Annotated in this window: 15 protein-coding genes; 8 read left to right on the top strand and 7 right to left on the bottom strand. The window is 69.2% G+C overall.

Annotated features, from left to right (window positions below; genetic code table 11):
* Complete coding sequence (locus VKQ35_RS06990) at positions 1–369, top strand: DUF4180 domain-containing protein (RefSeq protein WP_324359914.1); 369 nt, start codon at positions 1–3, stop codon at positions 367–369.
* On the opposite strand, the gene VKQ35_RS06985 is transcribed toward VKQ35_RS06990, so the two are convergent.
* Complete coding sequence (locus tag VKQ35_RS06985; RefSeq protein ID WP_324359912.1) at positions 366–2,270, bottom strand: pyrroloquinoline quinone-dependent dehydrogenase; 1,905 nt, start codon at positions 2,268–2,270, stop codon at positions 366–368. The two genes, VKQ35_RS06990 and VKQ35_RS06985, sit on opposite strands and share 4 nt — an antisense overlap.
* Before the next feature lie 212 nt (positions 2,271–2,482).
* Here VKQ35_RS06985 and VKQ35_RS06980 point away from each other — a divergent pair, with 212 nt between their 5' ends.
* Positions 2,483–3,496 carry an aldo/keto reductase gene (locus VKQ35_RS06980; protein ID WP_324359910.1) on the top strand — a complete coding sequence of 338 codons (1,014 nt, stop codon included), beginning with the start codon at positions 2,483–2,485 and terminating at the stop codon, positions 3,494–3,496.
* Positions 3,497–3,614: 118 nt separating this feature from the next.
* A complete protein-coding gene (locus VKQ35_RS06975) occupies positions 3,615–4,289 on the top strand; it encodes a glycine zipper 2TM domain-containing protein (protein WP_324359908.1) in 675 nt (224 codons plus the stop codon).
* 6 nt (positions 4,290–4,295) lie between these two features.
* On the opposite strand, the gene VKQ35_RS06970 is transcribed toward VKQ35_RS06975, so the two are convergent.
* Positions 4,296–5,255, bottom strand: a complete 960-nt coding sequence (locus VKQ35_RS06970; RefSeq protein ID WP_324359906.1) for a hypothetical protein — start codon at positions 5,253–5,255, stop codon at positions 4,296–4,298.
* Positions 5,256–5,313: 58 nt separating this feature from the next.
* Positions 5,314–5,964 (bottom strand): J domain-containing protein, encoded by a 651-nt coding sequence (locus VKQ35_RS06965; RefSeq protein WP_324359904.1) that lies wholly within the window; start codon positions 5,962–5,964, stop codon positions 5,314–5,316.
* Positions 5,965–6,016: 52 nt separating this feature from the next.
* Here VKQ35_RS06965 and VKQ35_RS06960 point away from each other — a divergent pair, with 52 nt between their 5' ends.
* From VKQ35_RS06960 to VKQ35_RS06940, 5 genes are all read left to right on the top strand, one after another.
* On the top strand, positions 6,017–6,289 hold the full coding sequence (locus VKQ35_RS06960) for a BolA family protein (protein WP_324360016.1): 273 nt from the start codon (positions 6,017–6,019) through the stop codon (positions 6,287–6,289).
* A gap of 47 nt (positions 6,290–6,336) precedes the next feature.
* Positions 6,337–6,843, top strand: coding sequence for a 2Fe-2S iron-sulfur cluster-binding protein (locus VKQ35_RS06955; protein WP_324359903.1), 507 nt, complete (start codon positions 6,337–6,339; stop codon positions 6,841–6,843).
* Complete coding sequence (locus tag VKQ35_RS06950) at positions 6,840–7,805, top strand: xanthine dehydrogenase family protein subunit M (protein WP_324359902.1); 966 nt, start codon at positions 6,840–6,842, stop codon at positions 7,803–7,805. The genes VKQ35_RS06955 and VKQ35_RS06950 overlap by 4 nt, the downstream gene beginning before the upstream one ends.
* A complete protein-coding gene (locus VKQ35_RS06945; RefSeq protein ID WP_324359901.1) occupies positions 7,802–10,069 on the top strand; it encodes a xanthine dehydrogenase family protein molybdopterin-binding subunit in 2,268 nt (755 codons plus the stop codon). The genes VKQ35_RS06950 and VKQ35_RS06945 overlap by 4 nt, the downstream gene beginning before the upstream one ends.
* Positions 10,070–10,153: 84 nt before the next feature.
* On the top strand, positions 10,154–10,591 hold the full coding sequence (locus VKQ35_RS06940) for a hypothetical protein (RefSeq protein ID WP_324359900.1): 438 nt from the start codon (positions 10,154–10,156) through the stop codon (positions 10,589–10,591).
* A 292-nt stretch (positions 10,592–10,883) separates the two neighbouring features.
* Here VKQ35_RS06940 and VKQ35_RS06935 read toward each other — a convergent pair whose 3' ends face one another.
* The 4 genes from VKQ35_RS06935 to VKQ35_RS06920 form a co-directional block, all read right to left on the bottom strand.
* Positions 10,884–11,261, bottom strand: a complete 378-nt coding sequence (locus VKQ35_RS06935) for a response regulator (protein ID WP_324359899.1) — start codon at positions 11,259–11,261, stop codon at positions 10,884–10,886.
* A gap of 104 nt (positions 11,262–11,365) precedes the next feature.
* Complete coding sequence (locus tag VKQ35_RS06930) at positions 11,366–12,646, bottom strand: HlyC/CorC family transporter (protein ID WP_414692318.1); 1,281 nt, start codon at positions 12,644–12,646, stop codon at positions 11,366–11,368.
* Positions 12,646–13,770, bottom strand: a complete 1,125-nt coding sequence (gene aroB / locus VKQ35_RS06925) for a 3-dehydroquinate synthase (RefSeq protein WP_324359898.1) — start codon at positions 13,768–13,770, stop codon at positions 12,646–12,648. Before aroB ends, VKQ35_RS06930 begins: the two co-directional genes overlap by 1 nt.
* Positions 13,767–14,315: a shikimate kinase gene (locus VKQ35_RS06920; protein WP_324359897.1), complete on the bottom strand. Its 549-nt coding sequence runs from the start codon at positions 14,313–14,315 to the stop codon at positions 13,767–13,769. Before VKQ35_RS06920 ends, aroB begins: the two co-directional genes overlap by 4 nt.
* Positions 14,316–14,337 lie beyond the last annotated feature (22 nt).

Genomic DNA, 14,337 nt, shown 5'->3' with positions numbered 1-14,337 from the left:
ATGGGCGAGATCCGCAACCTCGCCGGTCAGCCGGTCTATGTCTGCGCGCCGGATGGCCCGTCGCTGGCCGACGACCGCGAGCTCTCCGGCCTGATCGGAGACCTCTACGGCGCCGGCGCCCGCATCGCCGCCATACCACTGGCCAGACTGGGTCCGGACTTCCTGCGCCTAGGGAGCGGCGTCGCGGGCCACGTCCTGCAGAAGCTGGTGAACTACCGCTTCCAGGTCGCGATCCTGGGCAATGTCTCCGCCGCTGTGGTGAAGAGCGAGCCGCTGCGCGACTTCGTCCGTGAATCCAACCGCGGGACGACGGTGTGGTTTGTGGATGACCTCGCCGCGCTGGAAGCGAAGCTGATCGCTGCCGGCTAGGGAAGGGCGAAGGCGACGACGGCGTCGCCCTGGACCTCCTCATCGACTTTGGCCGAGCCGCCGGCGGCGACCACCACGTACTGCCTGCCGCCGACCGCGTAGGTCATGGGCGTGGCGTGGGCGCTGGCCGGCAGGGCGCCGCTCCACAGCTCCTTGCCATCGACGGCGGAGAAGGCGCGCAGCGTCTTGTCCATGGTGCCGCCCTGGAAGATCAGGCCGCCGGCGGTGACGATCGGCCCGCCGAGCACGATGGAGCCCTTGGCGAAATGGCCGACGCCGGGCGCCAGCTCCTCCAGGCTGCCCAGCGGGACCCGCCAGACGATCTTGCCGGCGCCGAGGTCCAGGGCGACCAGCTCGCCGAAGGGCGGCTTGATGCAGGGCACGCCGGACGGCGCACGCAGGAACTCGCGGCTCATGGCGTAGGGCGAGCCCAGCTGCATGGTGGTCTCGGCGCGCAGGTCACCCTTGTCGCCCTTCACATATTGGGCGGCCGGGATCATGCGGACCTTGGCCGGGATGTTGCTCACCGAGACGATCAGCCGGCCGTTGACCCCGTCCCAGGCAAACCCGCTCCAGTTGATGCCGCCGACGTTGCCGGGGATCGCCAGAATCCCCCGCTCGCTGGGCGGCGTGAAGATCGCATGGCCCGAAAGGCCGTTGATCGTGTCGGCGCAGAACTTGCGGTCGGCGTCGGTGAGGCCGCCCACGGCCTCCGCGCCCTGGCTCTGCGGCACGAGCGCGGGGGTCGCCGCCGGGAACGGCTGGGTCGGGGAGCTCTTCTCGCCGGTGAGCGTGCTCTGCGGCACGGGGCGCTCCTCGACCGGCAGCGCCGGCTTGCCGGTGACGGGGTCCAGCGCGAAGACCATGCCGGTCTTGTTGCCGGCGATCACCGCCTGGACGCTGCGGCCGTTCAGCCTGAAGCGGGTCAGCATGGGCGCCGCGGCGGTGTCGTAGTCCCAAAGGTCGTGGTGGACGAGCTGGAAGCCCCACCTGAGCTTGCCGGTCCTGACGTCCAGCGCCACCACCGAATTGGCCCAGCGGTTGTCGCCGGGGCGAAGGCCGCCCCAATAGTCGGGGCTGGCGCTGCCGGTCGGGACCAGCACCGTGTGGCGGGCGGGATCGGCGCTCAGCACCGACCAGGCGTTGCCGGCGCCCGTGTTCCAGTTGCCGGGATTGGCGTCTTTTGGCGCCTGCAGGGGCTCCCAGGACCAGAGCAGCTTGCCGGTTCTGGCGTCGAAGCCACGCACGACGCCTGAGGGCATGTTGACGCGCGCGTTGTCGTCGATCGCCGAGCCCACCACCACGACACCGTCGAAGGCGATGGGCGGCGAGGTCATGTGGTATTGGCCAGGCGTGTAGCGGGCGACGTCGCGCAGGCTGACCTCGCCGCCGGTTCCGAAACCTGGGCAGGGCGCGCCCGTTGCGGCGTCCACCGCCACCAGCCGCGCATCCAACGTCGCCTCATACAGGGTGAGCGCGCAGGCGGCCCCCTTGCCGGCTTTCGGATCGCGCCAGGCGGCGAGGCCCCGGTTGATCAGGCCGTCGCCGTAGGGCTTGGCGCGGTCGAGCGCGGGGTCGAAGGCCCAGAGCTGTCGACCAGTGGCGGGATCCAGCGCGATCACCCGGTTGAACGGCGTGGTCAGGTAGAGTCGCCCGTCGAGCATCAGCGGCGTGGTCTCGAAGCCGCTGCGCGGGCCGCCGCCCTTGGTCTTGCCGTCGGAGACGTCGCCGGTGTGGAAGGTCCAGGCGGGCTTCAAGTTGGCCACATTGGCCGGCGTCACCTGGGTCAGCGGCGAGAACCGCGTCCCCTGCAGGTCGCGTCCATAGGCGGCCCATTCGTCGGCCTGCGCCGTCGTCGCGATCGTCGCCACAGCCGCGGCGGCCAGCATTGAAATCCGCATCTCATCGCTCCTGAACCGATCCCCTCGCGGGGTTGGCGGCGCCATCGCATCCTGCCGCGTCCGGACGCTAGCAGCCAGGGACCAGCGGCGTGGCCGCAGGGTCATCCGGCGCCGACCGCGGGACGAGCGGCGGATGGGCGGGGACGAACGGAGGAGGCCTTGACGGCGCCGCGCTGAGACCGTTTCTCCTGCCCGGCTTCAGGGAGCACCAGATGCAAACGCGCCGCGTGGGTCCGTTCGAGGTTTCGGCGATCGGTTTTGGCTGCATGGGCCTGTCGAGCGGCTATGGCGGAAAGACGCCCTGGTGGCGGGCGGACCGGGTGCTGAAGGACGCGCTCGACGCCGGTCACACCTTTTTCGACACGGCCATGGTCTACGGCTTCGGCCATAACGAGAAGCTGGTCGGCCGGGTGCTGGGCAAGCACCGGCCAAGGATCACCATCGCCTCGAAGTGCGGGATGATGGTCGGCAAGGAGCGGCGGATCGACTCCACGCCGGCCAATATCAAGGCCAATTGCGAGTCGAGCCTGAAGCGGCTGAACACTGACGTGATCGACCTCTACTACCTGCACCGCTGGGACAAGCGCACGCCGATCGAGGACGCGGTCGGGGCGCTCGCGGATCTTGTCGCCGAGGGAAAGATCAGGACCATCGGACTTTCGGAAGTCTCCGCGGCCACGCTGCGCCGCGCGCACGCCGTCCATCCGATCACGGCCCTGCAAAACGAATATTCGCCCTGGACCCGCAATCCGGAGCTGGGCGTCATGCAGGCCTGCCGCGAACTCGGCGTCACCCTGGTCGCGTTCTCGCCGGTCGGCCGCGGTTTCCTGGCGGGCGGCGCCAGCGACCCGTCGAAATTCGTCAAGGGCGACATGCGCGCCGGAATGCCCCGATTCCACGGCGAGGCCCTGCAGGCCAACCTGAAGCTGCTGGCCGCCTTCACGGCGCTTGCCCGAGAGGCCGGCTGCACGCCGGCGCAGCTCTGCCTGGCCTGGCTCCTGGCCAAGGATCCGACCATCGTCTCGATCCCCGGCACGACCAACAGCGCTCACGTCGCCGAGAACGCGGCGGCGGGCGACATCGTCCTGCCGCCTGAAGTGGTGGCCAAGGTCGATGCGCTGATCAACGAGCGCACCGTCACCGGATCGCGCTATCCACCCAATATGCAAAAAGCGGTCGATAGTGAGCTGACGCCGGCGGAGGCAGCGGCTCAAGCTGCGGCCTGACCGGGCGCCGATTGGCGGTCGGCGCCTGCAACATTGAGGCCTTGGATTTCCACATCTCCGCCCTAAATCAGGCTTAGCCCTAGGGCGATCAGCTCAAGCTCGCGGAGAGGAGATCATCATGCGAGGAAAGCCAGCCGATACCGGCGCCAGGGTTCTGGCCATCGCGCTCTCGCTGGGCCTGACGCTAGAGGCCACGGCCGCCGCGGCCCAGCCCTATGGACCGCCGCCGCAGTACTCCGGCGGCCCGCCGGTCGCCCCGCCGTCCGGCCAGTACGCCCCGCCGCCGCCCGGCTATGAGCAGCCGGGCGCCGTCTATGACGATCGCGCCCAGCGCTATGACCGCGAGTACGCCGACCGCTATTCGCAGTGGGCGGCGCGCTACTGCGTCGACAAGCGCGACAACAACGCCGCCGCCGGCGCGATCATCGGTGGCATCCTGGGCGCGGTGGTGGGCTCCAACGTTTCCGGCCGGCATTCGAAGACCGGCGGCTCGATCATCGGCGGCGCGCTGGGCGCCACGGCCGGCGCCGCCATCGGCCGCAACGCGGCCGAGAACTCGCCAGACTGCCCGCCCGGCTACTACGTCCGCGCCGGCGCGCCGCGCTTCTACTACGCGCCGCCGGGATATGGCCCGCCGCCGGTCTACTACGCGCCGGACTGGTACAATCCCTGGGCCTTCGAGGGCGGCGTCTGGCTCTATCGGCCCTATCGGTACTGGTACTGGTCGCACAACGACTATTGGCGTCCCGACTACCGGCCGGGCCGCTGGGACTATCACTACCGCCGCTGGTAGGCCGCTCTACGGCGCAGCGATTTCGCGCAGGATACGGCTGCCGATCTCGCTGCGCTGGGCCGCCAGGTATTCCTGCGGATTGATCGAATAGAGGCCTTTCAGATAGGCCACATCGTAGCGCGTCAGCCCCGCGGGGTCGGCGCCCGCCGGGCAGTCCGGGTTCAGGAAGTCGAGGATCGTCTCCAAGTCGCTGCAACCCTTCACCTGTGAGGCGTGGGCCAGGCTCAGCATGGCGATGTCGTCGGCGATGGCGCCGATCTGGTGGCCCACGATCTTGTTGGCGTCAATGACCACCAGCACGCCCACGAACTGGCTCTCCAGGCGTGACGTCAGCCGGCTGCCGGCGCTGCCGGTCGGCAGGCGATGGAATTCGTCATCGATTTCCAGGGCGCCGCCCTCCGCCCTGGTGCCGGTCATGTACCAGGCCTGGATCGGGCGATTGACGAGCGCCATCCGCTGGGCCTGAGCCGCGTAGTGGAAGCCCAGCATCTGGCCGTGGCGTTTGCGGACGTCGTCCATCAGCGCCTGGGGATTGGTGGTGAAGGCGATGAGCAGGTTCGTCCGGCACGGGAAGTTGCGGTTCGGATGTTTGTCGATCGGCGCGCCGACGCTGGCGGCGACCTGCTTCACGCGCGCGGAGACATAGGCGTCGAAGGGCGCTGTCAGGCCGCCGGCCTGCGGGCATACCGGCCCGCCCCAGCGGGAAAGCTGGTCGATCCGGCTCACGGCGCTGTGGCCTTCGACGAAGCGGTTCACCAGGGCCGGCAGCTTCTCCTGCTCCGCCTTCGGCGCCGTGACCGTGACGCTGTCGACGGTGGTGGACGCCTGAGCCGACGAGGGCGGCGTGACGGCGCTCGGCGCCGGCTGGTCTGGCGCGTTGCGGGCGCTGGCGATCTGAAGCGGGAGCAGGGCGAGAATCGCGGCGGCGAGGATCGGCGCGGCCCGCGAATTCGATCTGCCGTTCATCGACCCTCTCCTTGGTCCGCTCCCTCTCGGCTTCGCCTGGGGGAGAGGAGATTCACGTTTAGACCATCCCAGCCTTGCGCAGGGACTGATAGGCCTTGATCACCCGCTGCAGGCGATGCTCGCCCGCCCGGTCGCCGCCGTTGGCGTCGGGGTGCAGGCGACGCACCAGCTCGGTGTAGCGGGCGCGGATCTTGGGGCCGTCGGCGTGGCTGTCGAGGTCGAGGTCGGCCAAGGCATTGCGCTCGATCTTGCCCATGGCCCGCTCTTCGGGCTCGGACGTGGGCTTGCCGCCGTTCTTGCCGAAGATGTTGAAGGGGTCGCGGTAGCCCTCGCCCTTGCGGAATTTATTGGAAAAGGCGGCGGCCTCGCGGCTCATCCGCCCGGCCTTCATCTCCCAGGTGGGGCGCCCGCCGGTGAACAGTTCTTCCTGTTGGCGCCGCCGGACCTCGCCCTCGCTCATCCCGGCGAAGAAGTTCCAGTTGCGATTGTACTCGGCCGCATGCGGCTGACAGAACCAGTAGTGCTCGTTCAACAGGTCCCGCGACTTGGGCGCCCGCGCGCTGGCCGCCAGCCGGCAGCCGGGGTGGTCGCAGGCCCGCTCGCCGGGCTTCAGCGCGTTGACATCCTCGGCGCGCGCGTCCTCTTCCGGCTTGGGCGGCCGGACGCGAATGTCGACGAAACGCGGCTTGTATTGAAACGCGGCGGGCATGGTCCAAGTATGGGGCCGAGATAATCCCTTTCAAGAATTGAAGATGCCGACGATGGGCGCCATATTCGATGCCATCCAGCAGAAACTGACCGACGCCTTCGCGCCCACCAGGCTCGAGATCGAGGACGATTCCGGCCGCCACGCCGGCCACGCGGGCGCCAGTCCGGGCGGCGAAAGCCATTTCAACGTGACCATCGAGTCGGCCGCCTTCGCGGGCGCCGCCAAGGTGGCGCGCCAGCGGATGGTCTATCGGGCGCTCGCCGAGGAGTTGGCCGGCCCGCTGCACGCGCTCTCGGTCAAGGCGCTGGCGCCAGGTGAAATCTAGCGGCTAAACTAAACAGGCGTTTGAGTTCGCTCCCGGGAGGCCTGCGCTTGAAGACCACGATCACCGTGAACGGCGAGGCGCGCGCGCTCGACCTCGACCCGCGCACCACCCTGCTCGACGCACTCCGCGAGACCCTGCGTCTGACCGGGACAAAGAAGGGCTGCGACCACGGCCAGTGCGGGGCCTGCACGGTGCTGGTCAACGGGACGCGGATCAACAGCTGCCTGTCGCTGGCGGTGATGCACGACGGCGACGCGGTCACCACCATCGAGGGCGTCGGCCAGGTGGGCGCGCTCGCGCCCATCCAGCAGGCGTTCCTCACCGAGGACGCTTTCCAGTGCGGCTACTGCACGCCCGGCCAGATCTGCTCGGCGCTCGGCATGCTGGCCGAGGTCGCCGCCGGCTGGCCCAGCCAGGAGACCGCCGACCTGACCGCGCCGATCCGACTCACCGACGACGAGCTTCGCGAGCGGATGAGCGGCAACATCTGCCGCTGCTCGGCCTATCCGCAAATCGTCGCGGCGATCAGGTCGGTCGCGGGAGAAGCCGCATGAGGCCGTTCACCTACGAGCGCGCGACCTCCGCCGAGGGGGCGGTGAAGGCGGCCGCTGAAACGCCCAACGCCCGCTTCATCGCCGGCGGCACCAACCTGCTCGACCTGATGAAGCTGGAGATCGAGACGCCGGCGCATCTGATCGACGTGGGCCGCCTGCCGATCGCCGCCATCGAGGATACGGCCGACGGCGGTTTGCGCATCGGCGCCATGGCCAGCAACAGCCATGTGGCCGCCGACGCCAGGGTGCGGTCGCGCTATCCGGTGCTGACCCAGGCCATCGTGGCGGGCGGTTCGGGGCAGCTGCGCAACAAGGCCACGACCGGCGGCAACCTGCTGCAGCGCACCCGCTGCGCCTATTTCTACGACACCTCCAAGCCCTGCAATAAGCGCGCGCCCGGCTCCGGCTGCGGGGCGCTGGAGGGCCTCAACCGCAACTCGGCGATCTTCGGTGCGAGCCATGCCTGCATCGCCACCCACCCGTCGGACATGGCCGTGGCGCTGACCGCCCTGGACGCGACGGTCGAGACCCTATCGCCCTCGGGCCAGGCGCGGAGTTTTTCGATCGTTGAGCTGCATCGGCTGCCGGGCGAGACGCCGGACGTCGAGACCCATCTGATCCCAGGCGAGTTGATCACCGCCGTCGTCCTGCCGCCGCCGCCGATGGACGCAAAAGGAGGGGGCGGACAGGTCTACCGCAAGGTCCGCGACCGGGCCTCCTACGCCGCGGGCCTGGCCAGCGTGGCGGTGGCCGGCGGCCGGATCGCGCTGGGCGCCGTCGCCCACAAGCCGTGGCGGGCGGAGAAGGCCGAGGCGGCCCTGGCGCTCGGATCGAGCGGTGTCGAGGCTATCGCCGTCGAACTGTCCGAAGCGACCCACAGCCACCGCAACGGCTTCAAGATCGACCTGCTGCGGCGGCTGGTCCCGGTCGCGATCGCGCAAGCCAACGGGAGCGAGGCATGAGCTCGGTCATCGATTGGGAAAACACGCCCAACCCGGTCAAGGAGAACCGCGCCGGCAACATCGGCAAGGCGGTCGACCGCTACGAAGGGCCGCTGAAGGTCACCGGCGCGGCGCCCTACGCCTATGAGGTCGAGCCCCCATCGCCGCCGGCCTATGGCGTCTTGCTCTCCGCGCCGATCGCCAAGGGCCGGATCACCGGCACCGACACCGCTGCGGCCGAGGCCTCGCCCGGGGTCCAGCTCGTCTGGACCTACAAGAACGCCCCGGCCCAGGGACCGCGTCCGCCCCGCTACGACTTCTTCACGCCCTCGCCGCGGCCGGCGCTGGAGTCGGACCGCGTGCACTTCTTCGGCCAGCAGGTGGCGCTGGTCGTGGCCGACACCCTGGAGAACGCCCAGGCCGCCGCGGCGCTGGTGCGGCTGGACTTCGAGGACGACGACAAGGCCGTGATCCTGCACGACCACCGCGACGAGGCGGTGCAACCGCCCGGCGAGTCCGACGTCGAGATCGGCGACTTCGCCAAGGCCTTCGCGGAAGCGCCGGTGACCGTCGACGATGTCTGGCGCACGCCGCTGCAGAACCATTGCCAGATGGAGCCCTGCGCCACGACCGCCTGGTGGGACGGCGACCAGCTGACCGTGCACACCTCGGTGCAGATGGTGCGGTTCGCGCAGAACTCGCTCGCCGAGACCCTGATGATCCCGCACAAGCAGGTGCGCCTGCTCACCCGCTATGTGGGCGGCGGGTTCGGCGGCAAGGGCTCGTTCTACGAGGACCTGGTGCTGGCCTCGCTGGCCGCCCGCGAGCTCGGCCGGCCGGTGAAGATCGCCCTCACCCGCCAGCAGATGATGCATGGCACGGTGCATCGGCCGGCGACCGAGCTGCATGTGCGTCTGGGCGCGACGCGGGACGGGCGGCTGACCGCCATGTCGCTGATGACCACGACGCACTGCGACCGGCGCGGCAATTTCACCGAGCACGCCTCGAACTTCGCCCGCAACCTCTACGCCGCGCCCAACCGGCTGACCGGACACAGGCTGGTGCGCCTCGACCTGCCCGTGGCCAGCGCCATGCGCGCGCCCGGCGAGGCCTCGGGCACGCTCAGCCTGGAAGTGGCCATGGACGAGCTGGCCGAGAAGCTCGGCATGGACCCCATGGAGCTGCGCATCCTCAACGAGCCGGAGAGCGATCCGGAGACCGGCAAGCCGTTCTCGATCCGGCAATTGGTGCGCTGCATGCGCGAGGGCGCCCAGATCTTCGGCTGGGACCGGCGCAACCCGGTCCCGGGCCAGGTGCGCGAGGGCCGCTGGAACCTCGGCGTCGGCATGGCCGCCGCCATCCGCGGCAACTTCCTGCTGCCGGCCAAATGCAGTTTCACGGTGGACGCGGACGGCGTGATCACCGTGCGCCAGGGCATGACCGACATCGGCACTGGCACCTACACGGTGCTCGCCCAGATCGCCGCCGAGACGCTCGGCGTGCCGCTGGGCGACGTGCGTGTCGAGATCGGCGATTCCGAGCTGCCGCCGGCCCCCGGCTCCGGCGGCCAGTTCGGCGCGGCGACGGCGGGCTCGGCGGCGCTTGACGCGGGCATGAATCTTCGAACCGCCATCGCCGAGCTGGCGGCGGCCGATCCGGCCTCGCCGCTGTTTGGCGGCCCGACCGCCGACGTCACCTTCCAGGACGGCGTCATCGCCATCGCCAACCGCTCCGAACGGCTCTCAGACCTGATCCGCCGCAACTGCCCGGAGGGCTTGACCGCCGAGGGCGAGGTGCGCCCCGCCGCCGACGCCGGCCAGTGGAGTTCGCACACCTATGGCGCCCACTTCGTTGAGGTGGCGGTCGACACCGTCACCGGCGAGGTCCGCACGCGGCGCATGCTGGGGGTCTTCGCCGCCGGGCGCATCCTCAACTGGAAGACCGCGCGCAGCCAGCTGACCGGCGGGATGATCTGGGGCGTCGGCTCGGCGCTCGCCGAAGGCAACGCCGTCGACCCGCGCTACGGCTCGCTGATCAACCAGGACCTGGCGGGCTATCTGGTGCCGGTTCAGGCCGACATCGGCGAACTCGACGCCATCATGCTCGACGAGGTCGACGACAAGGCCAATCCCATGGGCATCAAGGGCGTCGGCGAGCTCGGCATCTCCGGCGCCGGCGCGGCGGTGGCGAACGCCATCTACAACGCCTGCGGCGTGCGTGTGCGCGACTACCCGATCACGCCGGACAAGCTGCTGGCTGCGATTATGGCGGCCGAGCGGGGATAATCGCCGCAACGGTGTCGATTTCGGGAGAGCTCGTGCGACGTTCTGGTGAGAGGCCAACCGGGGCGCCTCAAACGGGAGCGGGCCATGAACGTCCAAGCGCAGATCGACGCCTATATTTCCGGTCAGCCTCAGGCAAAAAGCGAAGACCTGCGCGAGCTGCACCGGCTCGTTCTTGAAATATCGCCGGACAGCAAGCTGTGGTTCCTCGATGGACGGAACGGCGAAGGCAAGGTCGTTTCCAATCCAAACATCGGCTACGGCTCGCAGAAGATAGAATACGCCGGCGGCGAGACCCGGGAATTCTACCGGGTCGGCCTAAGCGGCAATTCGACCGGGATATCCATCTACATCATCGGCCTCGAGGATAAGACCTACTTGTCCAGGACCTATGGCGGGCGATTGGGAAAGGCGAGCATCACCGGATATTGCGTCAAGTTCAGGCGCATCAAGGATATCGACGTCGGCGTAGTCGAGGAGATGGTCGCAAACCACATGGGCAAAGGGCGCGCGGGCGAATTGTAGTCGCCGCTTTGGCCAAAGGCGGTCTTTGGCCCCAGGTCCCCAGCGACCTGTTCCAAAAATGGAAAACACTGGTTCCCGAATTGCGTCTAACGCGGTGTCGGATCGTACCTATCTCAGGCGTCTTGAAGGCGAGCTTCTACGTGAAGCCTGGGCTTTCGAGACTTCGAGGGAGACGGGACGTGAAACTTATCTTGCCACTGGCGACGCTGGTTGGCGCTGTGACCCTGCTGTTCAACAGCTGGGGCGCGCTGAGCCTGAGCTACCTCTAGAAGGCCCCTAGCCGACGCTCCTCTCAGGCGACGCGGGCCCGCAACTCGCCGAGCACGCGCGCCAGGTCGCCTTCGCGGAACGGCTTCTGCAGCACCGGGGCGCCCCGGTCGGTGTCGCGAAGCCCCGCATCTCCATAGCCGGTGGCGAAGGCGAAGGGCACGCCCTGCTCGCGCAGGATATCGGCCAACGGGAAGATCGGCTGGCCGCCCAGGTTCACATCCAGCACCGCGCAGTCGATCTCAGCGCCCTTGGCGAGCTCTACGGCCTCGTCCAGGCGCGAGGCCGGGCCCACCACCTGGCAACCCATGTCGGAGAGCATGTCCTCGATCAGCATCGAGACCATCATCTCGTCTTCCACCACCAGGACACGCAGTCCGGCGAGGGCGGCGACGTCGGTCATTCAAGGCTCCGGTCCAGGTCTTCGTCAGCTCGGCGGCCAAGCAACAGGCGTTGTCCCATACAATCAAGTGCGATTTTCAGTTGTGTCGGGCGTCCGACGCTCGCTCAACCGTCCTCGCGCGGGTCGGCGGGCCAGATCTGCAGCTTGGTGATGCGGTTGACCTTGCGCTCCAGCACCCCGAAGCGGTGGCGGTGAAAGCTGAAGGTCTGGCCCGCGTCCGGGATGCGCCGCGCCTCATGGATCAGCAAGCCCGCGACGGTGACCGCCTCGTCGTCCGGCAGGTCCCAGTTCAGCGCCCGGTTGAGGTCGCGGATGGTCACCGAGCCATCGACGACGACCGAGCCGTCGGCGGCGGTCTTGACGCCGCTGGGCGCCACGTCGTGCTCGTCCTCGATCTCACCGACGATCTCTTCGAGGATGTCCTCCAACGTCACCAGCCCCTGCAGGGCGCCGTATTCGTCCACCACCAAGGCGAAGTGGATGCGGCGCTTCAGGAAGGCCGAGAGCTGGTCCTTCAGGCTGGTGGTCTCGGGGATGAACCAGGGCTCGCGGACGATGGCGTCCATGTCGATGGCCTCTATTCTCCCGTCCGCTTCGTGCAGGGCGGCCAGCAGGTCCTTGTTGTGCAGAACGCCGACGATGTTCTCCGGCTCGTCGCGGTAGAGCGGCACGCGGCTGTGGCCGGTGGCCAGCGCCTCGGCGAGGATCTGGCGGGGCGTCTGATCGGCGTCGATGGTGGCGATGGCGTTGCGGTGGACCATCACCTCGCTCACGTCCATCTCGGCCAGGTCCAGCACGCCGCCCAGCATCCAGCGGTCGTGGCTCTCCACCAGCCCCTCGGCGTGGTGGTATTCGACCGCGCCGCGGATCTCCTCGTGCGCGGCCAGCACGTCCATCTCCATCCCCAGATGCACGCCGAACAGGGTGAGGGTGCGGCGCACCACGTACTGAACGCCGAAGATGATCGGCCCGAACAGCTTCACCACCACCAGCGTCGGGGCCGACAGGAGGCGCGCGATATCGTCCGACCGCAGGATGGCGATCGTCTTGGGTAGGATCTCGGCGAAGACCAGGATCAGCACGGTCATCACCGCGGTCGCCGTCGCCACGCCCAAGGCGCCGGGGATCACCTTGGCGAAGACCGAGCTCGCGAGCTCGGTGGCCAGGATGTTGAAGATGTTGTTCCCCAGCAGCACCGCGCCGATCATCATCTCGCGGTCGCCGAGCAGGCGGTTGACGCGGCGCGCGGCGCGGTCGCCATCGCGGTCGAGCTGGTGCATCCGGGCGCGGCTCGCGCCGGTCATCGCCGTTTCGGCCGCCGAGAACAGGGCCGAGGCCGCCAGCAGGGCGAAGACGACCGGGGCGAGCGCCATCAGCGCGGCCATCAGGCGGCTCCTTCCTGCTGCAGGAACGCGGCCGCCGCGCCGGGGTCGACCTGTTTGGCGACAAAGGCCTCGCCCAGCCTGCGGGCCAGGATGAAGGTCAGCTCGCCGTCCTGCGCCTTCTTGTCCTGCGCCATGTGACGGACCAGCCGGTCGGCGGCGAAGGGCCTGGCGGAGACCTCGGCCAGAGTGGTCGGCAGGCCGGCGGCGGCGATCGCGGCGGTGGCCCGGGCGGCCTCCTGGCTCGGACAGAGGCCTTGCGCGGCCGAGAAGCGGAAGGCGAGCGCCATGCCGGCGCCCACCGCCTCGCCGTGCAGCAGGGCCGCGCCATAGCCGGTCTCGGCCTCAAGCGCGTGGCCGAAGGTGTGGCCGAGGTTCAGGAGCGCGCGGCGGCCCTGCTCGGTCTCGTCCTCGGCGACGATCTCCGCCTTCATTTCCACGGACCGCGCGACGGCGTGGGCCAGCGCCGCCGGCTCGCGCGCCAGAACCGCCGCGCCATTCGTCTCCAGCCATTCGAAGAAGCCGAAATCGCCCAACAGGCCGTACTTGATCACCTCGGCGTAGCCGCAGCGCATCTCGCGCACGGGCAAGGTCGCCAGCACATCCAGATCGGCCAGCACCAGCCTGGGCTGGTGAAAGGCGCCGACCAGGTTCTTGCCGCGCGGCGTATCGATGGCGGTCTTGCCGCCCACCGAGGAGTCGACCTGCGCCAAGAGCGTCGTGGGGATCTGCACGAAGTCGATGCCGCGCTTGTAGATGGCGGCTGCGAACCCCGCCAGGTCGCCGACGACCCCGCCGCCGAACGCGGTGATCAGGTCGCCGCGGTCCAGTTCCAGGGCCAGCAGCCGGTCGCTGACGTCGGCCAGGCCCTCGAAGCTCTTGGTCTGTTCGCCGGGCGCGACGATCACCGGCCAGACCGCGATCCCGGCGCGCTCAAGGGCCGCGGTCAGCCGCGCGCCGTGCAGGCCCCAGACGGTCTGGTCGCTGACGACGGCGGTGCGGCGGCGCTTCAGCAGCGGCGCCATGGCCTCGCCGGCGGCGTCGATCAGGCCGGCGCCGACCAGGACCGCATAGCTGCGGTCGCCCAGCCCCACATCGATCCGGCGCACACCGGGCTTGGCGTTCATGGCGCGGGCGCCTCGAGGTGCTCGGACAGCGCGCGGATCAGCTGTTCGACGGTGACATGGTGGGCCTCGTCGCCGGTCTCCACCACCACGTCGGCCTCGCCATAGGCCGGATAGCGCGCCAGCGCCTGCGCCTCCAGCACCTCCAGCGGATCCTTGCCGATCAGCAGGGGGCGCGTGTCCTTGCGCGACACCCGCCTGGCCAGCACCGCCAGGTCGGTCTTCAGCCACACCGAGATCGCCCGGGATTTGATCAGCTCACGGGTCTGCGGGTTCATGAAGGCGCCGCCGCCGGTCGCCAGCACATGCGGCTCCTGATCCAGCAGGCGGGCGATCACCCGGCGCTCGCCCTCGCGGAAGGCGTCCTCGCCCAGGTCGCCGAAGATATCGGAGATCGAGCGGCCGGCCGCCAGCTCCACCTCGGCGTCGGCGTCGCGGAACGGCAGATCGAGCGCGTTGGCGAGCCGGCGCCCGACGCTCGACTTGCCCACGCCCATCAGGCCCACGAGGGCGATGGTGCGGCGGCGCAACGGTGCATAGCGGTCCATGAACGGCGAACGTCTACACGAG

The sequence above is a fragment of the Phenylobacterium sp. genome (genome assembly GCF_035309685.1).
Taxonomy (GTDB): Bacteria; Pseudomonadota; Alphaproteobacteria; order Caulobacterales; family Caulobacteraceae; genus Phenylobacterium.
This window is presented reverse-complemented; position numbering and strand designations above follow the sequence as displayed.